Genomic DNA, 15991 nt, shown 5'->3' on the forward strand with positions numbered 1-15991 from the left:
TTTCCTCCTGTTTGCTGGGGTTCATGGGTTGTCGGGGAAGGCGATGCGTTCGATCGCATCGGCAAGCTGGTGGCCGCGCGCCATTTCGGCATCGATCGCGGCGAAGGTCGCGGGCGAGCTCGAGAACAGCGTCGCGGAATAGTCGTCGAGCACGAGCCGGCCGATCGCCTCGGTCTCGGGCCCCTTGATGAAGACTTCGGAATAGGCCGAACCCGAGCGCTTGAGGCTGCGGATCAGCGTCTCGGTGCGCTCGTCCATATCGAGGCGCTTGCTCGCCTTGAAATCGGCGATGGTTTCAGGTTTCTGCTGGAGGATCAGCATCCAGTCGCTGTTTTCGAGCGCCGCAGTCGCACCGTCCGACTTGTAATAGTCGTTGAGACTCTGTGTGGCGGTGGCGAGCGCACCGCCGTATTTGCGGCAGGTGCGGGCGTAGGTCTCGACGAACTCGCCCATCGACCCGCCTTTGAGCATCGACCAGGCCTCGTCGATCAGCAGCAGCTTGCGGACCGAACGCGCACTCCGGGTCATCGCCTGGCTGGTCATGAACATGATGGCCGACAGCACCACCGAGCGCAGCTCCTCGCGGGTGGCGAGATCGGACATCTCGAAGACGGTGAAGTCCGCCTCGAGATCGAGACTCGCCTGGCCCTCGAAGAACCGGGCGTAAGTGCCCCCAGCGGTGAACGGCCCGAGCGAGGTCGCAAGGTCAGCGGCGGTCTCGTTCTCCATGGCGGCGAGGCACGCGCCGACCTTGGTCACGCTGGCGCTGGACTGGTGCTCGGACCAGACCAGATTGACCGCGCGGTCGATCAGCCCGCGCTCGGTATCTGTGAGCCGCGCCGAATGCCGCGCCATCTGTCCGACAATGGCTTTGACCATAGCGAAGCAGTCGAGCCGGTAATCCTCGTCTTCCGCAGCGCGGGCCGCGTCGATCATCGAGAAGGGATTGAGACAGAACCCCGAGGCGAGGGTGAACTCGATGAACCGTCCGCCCTGGAGCTTGACCGAATGCTCGAAGCTGCGCCCGTCGTCGATTACCACGACCTTGGCCCCGGCGCCGCGCAGCGCCGCACACATTTCCTGCAGCAGTACCGACTTGCCCGAACCCGACTTGCCGCAGATCGCGACGTTGTGATTGCCCGCTTCGTTCTCGAACGGCGACCAGTAGAACGGCTGGCCTCGCCGTCCGACGAACAGCAGGTGCGGCACCGGCCCACCGAGATACTCGCCCTGTAGCGGCGCGATGTTTGCCGCAGTGGTCGAGAGCAGGGTCTTGAAGCGCTTGAGACGCTCCATGTCGGCACCGAGCCCGTCGGCAAGGGTCAGCGGCATGGCCGCCAAAAGCCCCTGGATCTGGAGATAGCGTTCGTCTGAGAGATCCCAGCCTGCGGCCTTGTAGATCGACTTGAACGCGCGCTCATGGCGGTCGCCCTGGCCCAGCGGCGACCAGGTGGTGATCCCGTAGAACACCCGGACCAGGCGGCGACCTTCCTGGAGCTCGGCCTGGACGTGTTGCCACTCGGCCGATTGTTCGGCGATCCGCGGCAGAAAGCGCGCGCTGCGGGTCTGCGACAGGCTAGTGGTGCGCATGAACTTGAACCCGGCCTTCGCGGCAGCCGCTTCCTGATCGGGATAGACGAGGCAGAGCATGGTCGCCGCTGGGCAGGGGAACCGGAGCTTGTCGGTGAAGAGGTCGCCGATCAGCCGCGCGCACTCGTGCGGCGCCCAGCGCGGCGGCATGTTACGCACCGCGAAATGGCGCACGTCGAAGCGGTCGGGATAGACCGCGCCGATCTCGGGCACGCCCTGGTTGTGAACCCCGGTGGGCCGAAACCTTTCGGTCCCGAGCTCGATCCGGTCTTCGTGGACCAGGAGTTCGATGTCGCGACGGATCGCCTGATTGGCGATGGGGTCATTGGGGTTGTAGGGGACCGCATCGTCCTGCGGCGCGGTGGTTGGCGAGGTCAGATCGTCGAGCAGCGCGATGAGGTGGTGCGGCTCGTATTCGATCACGCCGAGGTTCAAGGACTTCAGCATGGCAATCAGCCCTTCGCGGGCGTGGCTCAGTTCCTCGTTGCTGATCGCCTTGGACGCTGGCACCCCCAATGAGATCACCACCTGGTGCGCGCGGGCGTGGAACGGCGCATCGCTGGCGCCCGATTTCCAGACCATCGAATAGAGCTTCTTCGCCCGGTGGCGCGCGATCGCCTCGTAGACCCCGCCCTGTTCGTAGCGCGGGGCAAACCACGGCGCGACGATCCGGCTGATCCGGGGGCTTGCGAGATGGAGGACCTGGAGGCAGGCGCCTGCCGGCAGGCCTTCGGAAAAGAACGCCCCGAGGATCTCGCCGGTGCGCTCGTCGGCGCCGATCAGCGGAGTTACCCCGAGCACGAACCCCTTTGAGCGGGCATTGACGTAGAGCCGGCTTGCCGGATCGTAGACCCGGTAGGGCAGCCAGTCCGACAGCATGTCGAGCATAAGCATGGGGCGCCCCGCCTCGGTCTGCTCGGCATCACCGAGCAGACCTGCAAGAAGCCGGTCACGCAGTGCCCGCAGTGACAGTGCCATCACTTGGGCTCCTTCTTCGGCGTGGTGTCGGCTTTGTGCTTGAGCGCCTTGACGGCTTCGATCGCAGCCGCGCTTGGCCAGATGCGGTGCCTTTCCTCCAAAGGCCGAGGGGCCCGAACATGCGGGGTGGGGGACATGTCGGACCCCTCGGCTGCCGACGTGGCCGGAACGGGCGTGGTCACGTCGGTCTGGGCCTCGCCGCCTGGGGAGGGGAGGGCAAGCGGCGAGGATGGCAGGAAAGGATTGGCAGGTGCGGCAGGGCCACTGTCTTCGGGAGACCGGGGCTTAGGGTTCACAGCTGCATCGCTCGCACGGCGGGCCTGTTCCTTGAGCGCCTGGCGCAGCGCGCGCATCGTGCCCTTGGGTTGGCCTACTTCGTCGCGGCGCAATTCGCCGGCCCAGCGCGCCGCTTCGACTACCGTCCAGGCGACCGCTTCGTCATGGAGCGTGCCAGATCCGTCGACATGGGCCGGGAAAACGATCCTAAGCGTGCGTTCTCCGGCTCGGGTCGTATCGGCTGCAGGCACCGTGATGCGCTGGCGGACCTCCGCCAGGGCCGAGCCCTCGGACTTGACCAGTTCGCGGATCGCCTTGGCATCGACCTCGCTCAGCGGCTGACAGCCTGTCCGATGAACTTGACCGGCCTGTGAACGGCACGAGAAATCGCCGGCAATATTGGTGCCGAGGTGGGTGCAACCAGCGAGGCTGAGAGCAAGCGCGGCGAGCGGGATTGAGCGGTGCATGAGCATTATCCTTTGGGCTGGGAGGGGGAAAGGAAGGCACGCAGCCCGGCCGCATCGCGGTAGCCCTCGAGCACCGCGCCATCGGAGGGGCGGACGATCACCGGGGTGCCATTGAAGCCGTGCGCCTTTGCGAAAGCTTCGTTGGCATCGAGCCCGCGTGTGTCGCAAGGAGCCGGATTGGCGAGCGCTAGGCCGGAATAGGCGGCATGGAGGCTGGTCTCGGGATTGGGTGAACACAGCACCCGCTCGGCATCCTTGCGCGCCTCGGCTCCGAAGATCGATATGGGGCGTTCCTCGACCCGCGCGCCGATTGCCTTCAATTCGGCAGAGAGCTTCTTGCAGTAGCCGCAGTGGAAATCGGAGAAGACCACGGCTTTGGGACCATTTGTCGGACCCCAGGTGATCGCGCCGTTCGCGGGGAGTCCGGCAAGCGAAACCTGTTTTGGTGCGCTGCTAGCCTGGGGCTGCGCAGCTTCGTCATTACCGCCCCCGCGGCGGGCTGCGCCTGCCGCAAGCAGATCGGGATTGAGCGCGAGCAGCCGCGCTGCGGTCAGGTCCTGGCGCGCTTCCATGTCGTAGACCCGGCCGATCACCAGGTACTTGGCGCGAGCGTCGACATAGAACAGCGTGGTCTTCGAGGCGACTTCGCACAGGCCGCCAAGGCCTTCGCAATTGATCTGATCGATCGGCGTCTTGGGCAGTCGCAGCTTGAGGGCTGCCTTGACCTTGGCAACATCGGTCGCGGCGACCGACTTCGCCGCGAGATGAGCGACACCCCATCCCGTCGCGCCCGAAAGCGCGACCAGCGCGGTCATACCAAGTGCGAGTTTGGGCCAGCGGCGGCGTCCCCAATTGGAGTGGGGCCCCGCGTTCAATCCTTCGATCATTTTGAATTCCTCACGTAGACGCCGTCGAGGAACACGACCTCGACCTCGATGCCGGTCGGCATCTCGACAACGGGCTGGTACTGTTCGGCGCGTTCGATGAGGTACTTGCTCACCGTATCGGCCGCATCGGCTGCACCCTGGCCAAGCCCGCCGCCGAGGATGTCGCCAGGCGAGAGCTTGGCTTTCGAGCCGTCGGCATTGGTGCGGGTGCTTGAGAACACCGAATTGGCATTGGCGGAGAAGCCGCGTCCGAACCCGCCGACGATCCCGGCAAGCAGGGCTTGCGTCACGAGGTTACCCTCGCGGCTAACGACCCGGCCGCGCACCCCGGACTTGCCTGCAAACGAGATGAAGCCCTTGACCTCGGAAACTGCGACGCGGCCGCCGGGTTGGTCGCAGGTCATCCGCGCCAGTTTGACGTAGACCTTCTCGCTCGAGAGATCGCCGCGCGCTGCGCCGTTGATCACGCAGCCTTCAAGCCGGGTGGTCAGGACCCGCCCGTTCTGCAGTACCGATCGCGCTGGGCCGGTTATACGCAGCACCACGGGGAGCGGATCGGTCTGGCTGGCGACCCCGGCCGAAGCATCGACCCCGACGATTACCCGAGCCCGTGCATAGGAGTTGGGCGGCAGGTAATCGGGAGAATCCTCGACCACCAGGGGCGGCACATCGGCGCGTGCAAGCTTGACGCCAGTGCTGCCTGCCTTGTCACCGCTGAAGTTCATCAACTTGACCTCTGCGGGCGGCGGCGCCGCGTCGGCACCAGCCCCGCCGGGAGCCATGGATCCGGCTTGCGGCGAGGCGGCCGCAGGTCCCCGCGCGTCGTAGCCGCCAGCGCGCGGGCCATAGGCAGGCATGGCCGCGGCATTGGGGACGGGCGTGCTCGCCTGGCTCTGCAGCTGGTTCTTGAGCTGGGTGTTTTCGGCCGAGATTGCGTCGATCGCCGCCTGGCCGTCGGTGCGCATCGCCTGGTTCTCGGCTTTCAGCGCGGCAAGTTCGGCTTCCATCTCGGGACGCATGACCGCCCCTTCCTTGAGGGCCTTTTGCTCGCGCGTGACCGCACCCAGCTGATTGCCGTAGACGGTGGTAAATTCCCGCTGCGACAGGTTGCGATTGACCAGGCTTGCGGTCTCGATCGTCTCGGCCTCGCGTTCCGCGTGTACCTTCTTCGAATGATCGCTGCCGAAAATGATCCAGCTGGTGCCAGCGAGGATCACGGTTGCGATCCCGGCTAGCAGCATTCGCTGGCGCTTGGCGGTGCGCTCATTGAGCTGTCCGGCGCTGACCGGTTCATGGACCTCGCGGGACCGCTGCTCACTGCCAATTGCATTTTCAGATGTCTGATCAGTCATGACCTTGCCCCCCGTTCGGGCCGACGAGATAGGCCGTGGTGCTGGCACCGGGCTCAAGGGTGGCCCGCGCGATCGACACCGCGAGAGCACCCACAGGAGCGAAATCCTTTTCGGCGAGTGTCATGGCCTTGGCGCCGCGATTGACGAGGCGGACGACCTTTCCGGCCAGTGCCGCGCCGCGGTATTCGGCGATCAGCTGGACTTCGAGCGAGCCGACCCGGCTCGGCAGCGCAGCAGGCTGGCTGACCTCGAACCCTTCGATCGTCTGCTGCGCCGCCATGGCCTGGACCAGGCGCAGTGCAGCTTCTTCCGGGGTGGTCTGGTTCTCCCAGTGTCCCGCATCGCCTTTGGCGAGCGCCGGGTTGGTGATGAATACTTGGGCGGCCTCGATCTTGTCGATCGAGCAGGAGAACTTGTAGACGTAGCCCGCCTTGGTGGTGGCAAAGAAGCTGATCCGCGCCGCCGCGAAGGTTTCCGGGACCGAGACATAGATGTCGCCGCGCACCGGCTCGTGGGTCACCGCAAAGTCGTTGTAGGGATAGCCGCTCGAGATCTTCGAGACGCTGGCGAACTGGTCGCCGATGAGCGCGAACCGGGTGAGTTCACGGGCTGAAACTGAGCATGCGATCGTGCCGCCATCGGCGCTTTGCTTGAACTGGTCGGCGAGCGCCGGGCTGGCCAATGTCAGCAGCGAGACTGCAAGCGCGATTATCGGTGCGCGCCGCTTTTGGGCAAAGGGCATCACTTGGACTCCTTGGTTGTGTCTTCGGGTGGCAGCTGGACGAACCCGGCGAGGCCGAGGCGCAGGCCCTGGTAGGTCCAGCTGAAACGGAACCGTCGCTCGTCGCTGCCGATTACGGTCGCCCCGACGAAGGTCTTGAGCGTGCCTTTGACCTCGGAGGTGAGGGCGGCAGGATCGACCTTGATCTGCTTGATCACGAAGGCCTGGGTCACGTCTGAGCCGCGCTGTTCCTCGACGATCCGCAGCAGCTCGCCCTTGAGCGTGCCATTGGCCGCAGGATCGGCGAGTTCGAGGATCTGACTCATCCAGTAGTCGAGCCCCTCGGGGCTGCGGTTGAGCAGCAACAACGCGGCATCGCGGGTCACGAATTCGAGATACTGGGCGTCAGCGCCGGTACTCGTTATGGTGAGCGGCGCGCGGACGGTGGGGACCAGCACGACCTCGCGGTCGCGGGTCACGGCGAAACCACCGGCGACAACCAAGGCAATCGCCAATCCGGCACTGGTCAGCGCGAACAGATTGCGTTGCCTCAGCAGCGCCTGGCTGCGCTCGTGAGAAATCTGGACAAGCATGGATTTGTCTCCCCTCAGCCGGCCAGCAGCCGGCAATGGGAGGGCGGCGTCATCTTGAGGCCAGAGAGACCTGCAGGCAGATGCCAGTAGGCGGCATGGATAACCCAGGCCCAACTGCGGCCTGCCTTGGCCTTGCGGAGCGCAAACCAGGAGGCAGCGGCCAGGGCTATGCCGATAAAGACATGCTGTCCGAGGATCCCCCAGGTGAAAGGGACGATCATCCCGGCGAACTCGTCGAGGGTCCAGAAGCCGATCAGTTCCGGATCGTCGAGGCGCCTTGGCACGATGTACCTGTCGCTCATGATGACGCACGCCCTCCAGTGACACCCGGTTCAGATGACCGCGGTGACAACCGAGGTGACGATCGGCACACCGGTGCCGACGCCGATCCCGACGCCGACCGGCACCGCGATCTGCGCGAGGGTGAAGCGGCCCGAAGCGAGCCCGATCAGGCCGCCGGCGAGGCTCAGTACGGTGATGATCTTGCCGCCCGAGCCTTCCAGGAAATCAGTGAACTTCTGCAGGGCAGGGGTGAAGGTCGTGTCGGCGCCGGCATAGGCAGCACTGGCGGCAAGCGCCGCGACGGCAACCGGCAGGGTGAAGTTGGCGATCTTGCCGAGGCGGTTGCCGCCGATCGAGGGAAGGGCAGGGGCATTCATGGACGTATTCTCCGCTTGAGTGTCGCAGCGTTCGTTCGCTGTCTGTTCTAATTGCGGAGAAGTTCTGCTGTAGGAAATGGGGAAGGCCTTCCTCAGCCCAGATTTTGAGAGGAATTGCAGGTCAAGAACGCTTGTATCGGCGTAGTGCGCAGAACAGCGTCGGGTTTGCGCGGATTCGGCGAGCCGTTGCGCAAGGGCCGCTCACGAATGCGCAGTTGTCACGCATTGCAGCGCACGCGGTGATTCGCGTCCCGTTCTGGAATTCCTATAAGTTCTTTGTTTGTTCTTTTCGCTTTCCTACAGCCTGATTGCGCAGGATAGCTGTCGGCTCAACCATTCGAGTCGAGGCCTGGCGTGACCACTTCACACAATGATCTTCCGGCACGCGTCGCGCGTTTAATCGAGCGCGCCGTCAAGGAAAGTGGCAAATCCTATTCAGAGATAGCGCGGGTCGCCGGAATCAAGCGTGACAGCCTGCGCCGCTCGCTCAGCGGCGGGCGGCCTGTCACTTTGGGCGAAGTCGTGATGATTCTTGAGGCATCCGATCTTGCCGGCGAGGAGACCCTGTTGCTGCTCCTGTTGGTCGGAGAGGATTTCGCACTGGCCAGATCCGGAACAGGAGCAGCGCAATTTCTGGGTGAGCTCTTCAAACGCGCGCCTATCGAGATAGTCGAACAGCTGGGTGAAGATATCGATGAGTTACGTCCTCGTTGGGCGCATGGCACCGCCAAATTGCTCGCACGGACGCTCACCCAGCACATCGCCGATCTCAATCGACGCGGCGACGTGATCGGCGGGTCCCGGTACTCCGCCGTGGTCGGAGAATGATCCCATGACCACGATGCCAGACAATCGAATGTTCGAGCCAAGCATCCATCAGCGCTTGCTGCGCCTGCCCGAAGTCATGCGCCGCGTAGGTCTGAAGCGCTCCGCGATCTACCAGAGGATGAGCGATGGTAGATTTCCGAAGTCACGTTTGCTCGGAACTCGCTGCACCGTTTGGGTGGAAAGCGAAATTGAGCAATGGATTTGTGAGCAGGCATTCAAGTGAGCCGTGCAACTGCAGGTACCCGTTGACTGACGTCCATTGAGTGGTCCGCGCTTTGTTCGTGTAAAATTATCTTGGACTGCACTGGAATTGCTCATTGGTGACGCTGCTCTACTACCGAAATGTTGCGGCAGAGCAGAGGGTGGAAAGTCGCCAGTCGTGCCGACAACACCTTGATTGAAGATCTAAAGTTGAGACATGAAATGGCAAACTTCATCCGGATAGTCGCCATTTCGCGGACTCATAGCCGAAACTCTAACCCAGAACGGTCCAGGTTTTCGGGTGTAGAGCACCTCAAGCAGAAATTCGACGCGGACTGCACCCCTGCCGCGAACTCCAGGCAGTGCCCGGCAGGGCGGCAGTCACTCCCGCGCTACCTATCAGCCTTGCTTATCGATACCTATTCGGCACCTGAGCTTGATCAGCACTTTCAAGTAGATGTATGTGCGGGTTGGGCGAGCTGGTAGAATGCGATGCAAGAAATTTGAGGTGATAATTCGTGGGAAAACTACACCTCAGCAGGCGCGCATTTATTGTTACGACATCGGCCGCTCCACTTCTATCCAGTAAATCTGTTCTTGCGGCCAACCTGACGAAGCTGAAGGTCTTCGGCTTGCGGGTTGCGCAGGTTGAAACGCCGCTCGGCGTTGAGTCCAGCCAGCCATCGCTGGGCTGGCGCTTCGAGGCCGGCGACGGCATTTCGGCGGCGGCCTACCGCATCCGGGTCGCGAGCAGCGAGCAGGCCCTCAGGTCCGGTGTCGCAGACCTCTGGGATTCGCAGTGGGTCGAAAGTCGCAACGCGATTACTGCGGTCTATGAAGGCGCGGCGCTGTCTTCGCGTCAGCGGTGTTTCTGGATGGTCTCGGTTCGCGACCAGCATGGAGCGACGGCCACTTCCCAATCATCGTTCTGGGAAATGGGGCTTCTGAACCCGAAAGACTGGGACCTCTCCTGGCTGGCTTGCGAAGACGCGGTCGAACGCGGCGACCGCGAAGCCGGCGCCGCTTGGGTGAATGGATCCGCGGGGGTAGGGAAGCCGCGCCTGTTCAGGCTGGGCTTCTCAAGCGAGAAGGCGAACGGCCTGATCACACTTTCCGTCGATGGCACCCTGCACCGGTTGAGCCTGGACGGACGCGACCTGCCGCTTCCGTCGTGGGACCGGAACGCTTTCGGCGCCCCGCCTGCGCTGCGCCTCGAGTCCCCGCTTGAAGCGGGCGACCACGTGCTTGAGGCCGAGATATCGGCAACCCCGGGTTATTTCACCAAACCGAACGTTGCAGTGGCGGCGCAGGTCCGCGTGACGGAGGGAGGCCAGCACCGGCGCATCTCGGGAGGTTGGACGACCCTCCTTGCCGAGGATCTCGCAACCCGGAAGGCCGCGGTGGCGGAAGTCATGGACCCGCAACCGCTGTTTCCCTGGCCAGCTGCGCCCGCCCGCCTGCTCAGGCGGGAGTTCCGCCTCGAGGCCAGACCGCAGGGGGCGAGGCTCTACGCAGCGGCGCTGGGCGCCTACGAAATCTGGATAAACGGCGCTCCAGTCAGCGATGCCGCGCTGGAGGTCAGCCCGAGCGACTTCGCTCACCACGTGCCTTACCGCGTCTATGACGTCGGCGGGTTCCTGCGCCCTGGGGTGAACGTCATCTCAGCGCGCGTCGCAGACGGCTTTTACGCAAGCTATCTCGCGCCAGTTGGACGCTACCCATTCGGGCCTGCCCCGCGGCGCCTGCTGGTCCAGCTCGAAGCGACTTCACCCGCAGGGACAACCATCGTTAGCGGCGCGAAAGATTGGCGGGGCGCTGCTGGATCCTTGCGCTATTCCGAGGTCTACGGCGGAGAGGATTGGGACTACTCGCAAGACCAGGCCGGATGGCAGGCAGTGGGCTTCGACGACAGTGCCTGGGAGCCGGCGCATCTCGCTTCCGGCCCGGCGGTGCCGCTGGTGTCGTCAATTACGCCGCCGATCGAAGTGACGAGAGAACTGAGCGTCCAAGCGCTCAGGCAAGTCGGCCCCGATCGATATGTCGCCGACTTCGGACAGAACTTCGCCGGTCGGGTCCGGCTGCGATTGCCGCGAGTCCACGCCCGGACGATCACGGTTCGACACTCCGAACTGATCGACGCAAAAGGCGAACTCGACCGGCGCAACCTGCGAGCAGCCCGCGCCGAGGACTCTTACCGGTTCGACAAGGCCACCGACCGCGTGGTCCTCGAGCCGCGCTATTCCTACCAGGGCTTTCGCTACGCGGAGATCTCGGGGGTCACGGGACTGGCGGCGAACCAGGTTGCGGGATTGGTGATGACCAGCGGGATCGAGGAGACCGGCACCTTCGCGGTCGATCAACCAGTCGTGCAAAAGGTCTGGCTCAACACGATGTGGAGCCAGCGCTCGAATTTTCTGGGCATCCCGACCGATTGTCCGCAGCGCGATGAGCGCCTTGGTTGGGCAGGTGATGCCCAGATTTTCTGGGACACCGCCGCCTTCAACATGGACGTCGGCTCCTTCACGCGCGAATGGCTGAGAGAGTTTCGCGCGGCACAGGGGCCGGCAGGAAACTATCCGCTGTGGGCGCCGATGCCGGCAACCGCGGGCTTCGGTCCGCCGCAGTCCACGCCAGGCTGGGCTGATGCGGGCGTAATGCTGCCCTACATTAGCTATGTTCGGTACGGTGATCGCGCCATCGTCGACGAGAATTGGCGGGCGATGCGCAAATATGTCGACGGTATTCTGAAGGCCAATCCGGACGGGCTATGGGCGCACAATCGTGGCGTGGATTTCGGCGACTGGCTGGCGGTCGACGCCAAGCAGCCGGGCGACGAGACCACGCCGAAGGGGCTGGTTGCGACCGCGATGCTGGCGCGCTCACTGGCTCAACTGGCGGACTTGGCTCGCTGGACCGGCCGCGAAAGCGAGGCCGGCGAGTTGCGATTGGCGACCGAACGCGTGCGGGAGGCGTTCGCCGGGGCATTTGTCCGGGAGGACGGTTCGGTCGGCAATGGCAGCCAAACGAGCTACATCCTGGGTCTGTCGATGGACCTGGTGCCCCGGAGCCTGCGTGCGTTGGCGGCCGACAAGCTCGTCGCCGACATTCAAAGGAGGGGCACGGCGCTTAGCACGGGGTTCCTCGGGACCCCGCTGGCATTGGACGTCCTGGCGGACACGGGTCATCGCGACACTGCGGTCGATCTGCTGCTTCGCACCGACTTCCCGTCATGGGGCCACATGGTGCGCGCTGGTGCGACTACGATGTGGGAGCGGTGGAACGGCGATTCCGGCGATCCCGCGATGAATTCCTACAACCACTACGCCTTCGGTGCGGTTTGCGGGTTCCTTTACCGGCGTGTGGCCGGAATAGTCCCGATCGAACCCGGCTTTGCGCGGATGCGTATTGCTCCGTTGTTCGACCGACGACTCGGCAGGATTAGAGCACGGTACGAGAGCGTGCGCGGCGCAATCGCGGTCGACATTCGGCCGACTCACGGCGGAGCCGAGCTCGACGTGCAAGTGCCGTCAGGCGCAAGCGCTGATCTCTGTCTTCCGGTAGGCGCGACCGGAACTGCCGGCGGCAAAGCGCTGGGTGACGGAGCGGAATGTCCGGGTGGCGAGGGGCGGCTCCATCTGCTCCGCTCGGGCCGCCACCTCATCAGGCTGACAGGGGTCTAGGCCGGGGTGAAGGCCTCAAGCGTCTCGAGCTGAGTGCAAGAAAGGGAGTTGGGAATGTCGTCGAAATTCGCCGTGAGGGCTTGTCTTGTCTGTCTGCTCCTCCTTCCTGCAGCGTCCTACGCGAATGGCCCGTACCCCCGCGAAGCGACCTCTCAAGGTGTAACCGGCGCGCGCATCGTCATTCCGCTGACAGACGGATGGCGGTTCCGTCAGGGCGAGGGAACTTCCCGTGCCGAAGGCCTCACATTCGACGACCATGCCTGGGCCTCGGTATCGCTTCCCCACAGCTGGAACCGGGTCGGGCTTTATCAGCCGCAGGTGCCCAGCCGGATCAACACTCCCGAAGTGATCAACAAGGCGATGGGTCTGGGCTGGTACAGACTGTCGTTCACGTCCCCAGCGCGGCTCGCCGGAAAGCGGGTATGGCTGGAGTTCGATGCGGCCAGCCGAATTGCATCGGTGTGGTTGAACGGCAAGTTGCTCGGGGAGCATCAGGGCGGTTATTCGCGCTTCAGGTTCGACGCGACGGACGCGTTGCGCACCGACGGGCCCAACATCCTGGCCGTACGCACGGACAATTCCCGGCCAGCTCCCGGCTCTTCGACAGTCGACGTCCTGCCGCTGTCGGGTGATTTCTTCGTTCCAGGCGGACTCTATCGGCCTGTCAGGATCGTCGTCACAAACAATGTCCATGTCGACATGCTCGATTCGGGTGGACCGGGCACCTACGCGACGACGCGAAGCATCGAGGGCGGCTCGGCCGTGGTGGACACCGAAGCCCGGGTCGCCAACGGAGCGAAAGCGGCATCCACCGTAAGGGTCCGGGCGCGCCTGATCGACGCGCAAGGGACCGTCGTCGCATCGCAGGATCAGCTCGAGGCAATCGCTCCGGGCGGCATGGTAACCGTCAAGAATTCGCTGCGCGTCGACAAGGCCCGGCTGTGGCAGGCGGTCGATGACCCCTACCTCTACCGCTTCGTGCTCGACGTCCTCAAGCCGGACGGGGAGGTGATCGACAGCGTCGAGCAGCCATTCGGAATCCGGACCATCGAGATCAGCCCGACGCGGGGCTTCTTGCTGAACGGAAAGCCCTATGCAATTCGGGGCGTGGGCTACCACCAGGATCGGGAAGACAAGGGCTGGGCGATTTCGCGCGCCGACGTCGAAGGGGACATCAAACTCCTGCGCGAGATGGGTGCGACGTCGATCCGCCTGACCCATTACCAGCACAGCCAGTACATTCACGAACTGGCAGATCAGTACGGCCTGATCCTGTGGGACGAGATCCCCCTGGTCTCCCAGTGGACGTTCGGCGAGGCAGAAGTCGCCACCGAGAAGCTCCGGGCCAACGCAAGACAGCAAATGACCGAGCTGATCCGGCAGAATCAGAACCACGCTTCGGTGGCGGTCTGGGGCATCGCCAACGAGGTCGATTTCGGAAATTCGCTTCCCGCGTTCCTGACGGGCTTCAAAGGAGCGGGTCCCGATCCCTTGCCGCTGCTGGCGGAACTCAACCAATACGCCAAGACCCTGGACCCCACCCGGCCGACGGCGCTTGCGACGTGTTGCGAGGGGCGTCTGTTCGCCGCCGATGTGACGGTGCCGATCACGGCGCCCGCCGCTGATGTCGGCGGTGCCAACCGCTACTTCGGATGGTATTTCGGCGAGCCCGGCGATTTGCCGGGTCATCTCGATCTGCTGCGATCGCAGCGTCCCAGCCAGCCGTTGTCGGTCACCGAGTACGGTGCCGGCGGCGCACTTTCGGTGCATACCGATAATGTGCTCGGCGGCATGGTGGACTCACGCGGCCGAGCCCAGCCCGAGGAATACGAGAGCTACGTTCACGAGCAGACTTGGCCGCTCCTTTCGCGGCGTAGCGACCTGTGGGGAACGTGGCTGTGGGCAGCCTTCGATTTTGCTTCGACCGTTCGCCACGAAGGCGATGCCGATGACATCAACACAAAGGGTCTGATCGCGTTCGACCACAAGACCCGCAAGGACGCCTATTACTTCTACATGGCGAACTGGACCTCGACCCCGATGGTCTATGTTACCGGCCGGCGCTATGCGAACCGGGCCTACGCAGTGACGGATGTCCGCGTCTACAGCAATGCCCGGCGAACCACCCTGACCGTCAATGGCAATGCTCTGCCAACCTTGACCGATTGCCCTCAGCGGGTCTGCGTCTGGACGGGCATCCAGTTGCAATCGGGCGCCAACGAAATTCTAGCGCGCGGGGAGTTCTCCAGCGGCTCACAGGAAGATAGGATATTCTGGCAGGTCGCTCCCGAGGCCCTGCGCAGCACACGGATCGACAGTGGCGCGATGGTCGCCGCAAGAGCTGCGGCAGGGGTGTTCGGCTCGGACAACTTCTTCCAAGGCGGCAAGCCAGGATCGGTAGTCAAGCCAGCCGACTTCGGCAAGCCGGCGCAGCCAACCCAGATAGCGGGTACAGCCGACAGCGAGATTGCCGCAACCTACCGGGAGGGAGAGTTCCGCTATCGAATTCCGGTTTCAAACGGCAAGTACCGGGTGACGCTGACTTTCATCGAACCTTCCGACAAGAGCGTGCGGGTCTTCGACGTATTGGCTGGCGGAAGGGTCGCGATCGGCCGGTTTGATCCGGCCAAGAGCGGTGCTGCGGCAAACGCAGCAGTGATCCGTTCATTCGTGACACCGGTAAGGGACGGACTGCTTGACTTGTGGTTCAAGCCGCGGTCCGGTCAGGCGATCGTCTCGGCGATTCAAGTCGAACGCGTCGATCACTGATGCTCAAAGTTGCAGTGATCGGTCTCGGGCTTGCGGCCGAGCCCCATCTGCTGAGCCTTGCAGACCTGAAGGATACGATACAGGTCGTCCAGGTCGCCAGCAGAGGGTCGGGCGCGCGCAAGGGATTGGCTGAAAGCCTGGGATTTCGGGTGAGCGCCGATGTCGATGCGGCGATAGCGGATCCCGGAACAGACGCGGTTATACTGCTGACGCCCCCGAGTTCGCATCTGGAGCTGGCACGAAACGCTTTCGAGTGCGGCAAGGATGTGCTGGTCGAAAAGCCACTCGACATATCGCTTGAGCGCGCATCGGCCCTTGTCGCCGCAGCCGAGCGCGCGGGACGCAGGCTCGGGGTGGTCCTGCAGCATCGCTTTCGCCCGGGCGCGGTGCGGCTCAGGCAATTGGTGCAGGCGGGAGAACTGGGCGAAGTGGTGGCCGCGAGCCTCAATTTCATGTGGTGGCGGCCGCAATCCTATTACGACGAGCCGGGGCGGGGGACATACCATCGCGACGGCGGGGGAGTCTTGCTCACGCAGGCAATTCACAGCATTGATCTACTGTTGTCGCTGGTCGGGCCGTTGGACCTGATCGCCTCCGTACCGACCACGACAAGCATTCACAAAATGGAGGCCGAAGATCACGTCGTGGCGCTGCTGCGCACGGTGCGCGGAGCCAGTGTCAGTTTCGTGGCGACGACGGCCTGCTTCCCGGGTCGTCCCGAAGTGATCGAGCTGATTGGCACGAGCGGGACGGCTATCTTGACCGGTGGGCTTCTGGAAGTGACCTGGCACGATGGCAGAGTTGAAACAGCCGGCGACAGCGGCAGCTCCGGATCAGGCGCCGGGATAATGGCGTTCGATCACCAGGCGCACCGCGAGGTCTTGCGCGAATTTCATGCCGCGATCGAAGCCGGTCGAAGCCCGGTGCCGTCCGGGGAAGATGCGCTGGCCGCTCAGCGGCTGATCACGAAAATGATGGGCCGCGCGTAGC

At 63.9% G+C, this 15991-nt stretch carries 13 protein-coding genes; 5 read left to right on the top strand and 8 right to left on the bottom strand.

Going from position 1 to position 15991, the window contains the following annotated elements; translation table 11 throughout:
* Positions 1-21: 21 nt before the first annotated feature.
* From traC to WG900_RS02560, 8 genes are all read right to left on the bottom strand, one after another.
* On the bottom strand, positions 22-2568 hold the full coding sequence (gene traC / locus WG900_RS02525; RefSeq protein ID WP_339964414.1) for a type IV secretion system protein TraC: 2547 nt from the start codon (positions 2566-2568) through the stop codon (positions 22-24).
* A complete protein-coding gene (locus WG900_RS02530) occupies positions 2568-3311 on the bottom strand; it encodes a conjugal transfer protein TraV (RefSeq protein WP_339964415.1) in 744 nt (247 codons plus the stop codon). The genes traC and WG900_RS02530 overlap by 1 nt, the downstream gene beginning before the upstream one ends.
* Positions 3312-3316: 5 nt before the next feature.
* Positions 3317-4126, bottom strand: coding sequence for a DsbC family protein (locus tag WG900_RS02535; protein WP_339965310.1), 810 nt, complete (start codon positions 4124-4126; stop codon positions 3317-3319).
* Positions 4127-4194: 68 nt separating this feature from the next.
* Positions 4195-5550 (bottom strand): TraB/TrbI/VirB10 family type IV secretion system protein, encoded by a 1356-nt coding sequence (locus WG900_RS02540; RefSeq protein ID WP_339964417.1) that lies wholly within the window; start codon positions 5548-5550, stop codon positions 4195-4197.
* A complete protein-coding gene (locus WG900_RS02545) occupies positions 5543-6292 on the bottom strand; it encodes a type-F conjugative transfer system secretin TraK (protein ID WP_339964419.1) in 750 nt (249 codons plus the stop codon). Before WG900_RS02545 ends, WG900_RS02540 begins: the two co-directional genes overlap by 8 nt.
* Entirely contained in the window at positions 6292-6864 is a 573-nt protein-coding gene (locus WG900_RS02550; protein ID WP_339964421.1) for a type IV conjugative transfer system protein TraE, read from the bottom strand. The genes WG900_RS02545 and WG900_RS02550 overlap by 1 nt, the downstream gene beginning before the upstream one ends.
* 14 nt (positions 6865-6878) lie before the next feature.
* Complete coding sequence (gene traL / locus WG900_RS02555; RefSeq protein ID WP_339964423.1) at positions 6879-7166, bottom strand: type IV conjugative transfer system protein TraL; 288 nt, start codon at positions 7164-7166, stop codon at positions 6879-6881.
* Between the two features lie 30 nt (positions 7167-7196).
* On the bottom strand, positions 7197-7523 hold the full coding sequence (locus WG900_RS02560; protein ID WP_339964425.1) for a hypothetical protein: 327 nt from the start codon (positions 7521-7523) through the stop codon (positions 7197-7199).
* Positions 7524-7877: 354 nt separating this feature from the next.
* Between WG900_RS02560 and WG900_RS02565 the strand changes: the two genes are divergently transcribed.
* The 5 genes from WG900_RS02565 (at position 7878) to WG900_RS02585 (ending at position 15990) form a co-directional block, all read left to right on the top strand.
* Positions 7878-8351, top strand: coding sequence for a hypothetical protein (locus WG900_RS02565; RefSeq protein WP_339964427.1), 474 nt, complete (start codon positions 7878-7880; stop codon positions 8349-8351).
* A gap of 4 nt (positions 8352-8355) precedes the next feature.
* The gene (locus tag WG900_RS02570) at positions 8356-8574 is read left to right on the top strand and encodes an AlpA family transcriptional regulator (RefSeq protein ID WP_339964429.1); all 219 of its coding nucleotides are present in this window, start codon (positions 8356-8358) and stop codon (positions 8572-8574) included.
* A gap of 496 nt (positions 8575-9070) precedes the next feature.
* Positions 9071-12232 carry an alpha-L-rhamnosidase gene (locus WG900_RS02575; protein WP_339964431.1) on the top strand — a complete coding sequence of 1054 codons (3162 nt, stop codon included), beginning with the start codon at positions 9071-9073 and terminating at the stop codon, positions 12230-12232.
* Between the two features lie 54 nt (positions 12233-12286).
* Positions 12287-15001, top strand: a complete 2715-nt coding sequence (locus WG900_RS02580; RefSeq protein WP_339964433.1) for a glycoside hydrolase family 2 TIM barrel-domain containing protein — start codon at positions 12287-12289, stop codon at positions 14999-15001.
* The gene (locus WG900_RS02585) at positions 15001-15990 is read left to right on the top strand and encodes a Gfo/Idh/MocA family protein (RefSeq protein WP_339964435.1); all 990 of its coding nucleotides are present in this window, start codon (positions 15001-15003) and stop codon (positions 15988-15990) included. The genes WG900_RS02580 and WG900_RS02585 overlap by 1 nt, the downstream gene beginning before the upstream one ends.
* Position 15991: the final 1 nt, after the last annotated feature.

The sequence above is a fragment of the Novosphingobium aquae genome, assembly GCF_037572715.1.
GTDB classification, from domain to species: Bacteria; Pseudomonadota; Alphaproteobacteria; order Sphingomonadales; family Sphingomonadaceae; genus Novosphingobium; species Novosphingobium aquae.

Bases quoted from the DNA above. Each gene is read 5' to 3' on its own strand.
- WG900_RS02550 (WP_339964421.1), bottom strand. From the start codon at position 6,864: ATGCTTGTCCAGATTTCTCACGAGCGCAGCCAGGCGCTGCTGAGGCAA.
- WG900_RS02585 (WP_339964435.1), top strand. From the start codon at position 15,001: ATGCTCAAAGTTGCAGTGATCGGTCTCGGGCTTGCGGCCGAGCCCCAT.
- traL (WP_339964423.1), bottom strand. From the start codon at position 7,166: ATGAGCGACAGGTACATCGTGCCAAGGCGCCTCGACGATCCGGAACTG.
- WG900_RS02560 (WP_339964425.1), bottom strand. From the start codon at position 7,523: ATGAATGCCCCTGCCCTTCCCTCGATCGGCGGCAACCGCCTCGGCAAG.
- traC (WP_339964414.1), bottom strand. From the start codon at position 2,568: ATGGCACTGTCACTGCGGGCACTGCGTGACCGGCTTCTTGCAGGTCTG.
- WG900_RS02530 (WP_339964415.1), bottom strand. From the start codon at position 3,311: ATGCACCGCTCAATCCCGCTCGCCGCGCTTGCTCTCAGCCTCGCTGGT.
- WG900_RS02535 (WP_339965310.1), bottom strand. From the start codon at position 4,126: ATGACCGCGCTGGTCGCGCTTTCGGGCGCGACGGGATGGGGTGTCGCT.
- WG900_RS02580 (WP_339964433.1), top strand. From the start codon at position 12,287: ATGTCGTCGAAATTCGCCGTGAGGGCTTGTCTTGTCTGTCTGCTCCTC.
- WG900_RS02570 (WP_339964429.1), top strand. From the start codon at position 8,356: ATGACCACGATGCCAGACAATCGAATGTTCGAGCCAAGCATCCATCAG.
- WG900_RS02545 (WP_339964419.1), bottom strand. From the start codon at position 6,292: ATGCCCTTTGCCCAAAAGCGGCGCGCACCGATAATCGCGCTTGCAGTC.
- WG900_RS02540 (WP_339964417.1), bottom strand. From the start codon at position 5,550: ATGACTGATCAGACATCTGAAAATGCAATTGGCAGTGAGCAGCGGTCC.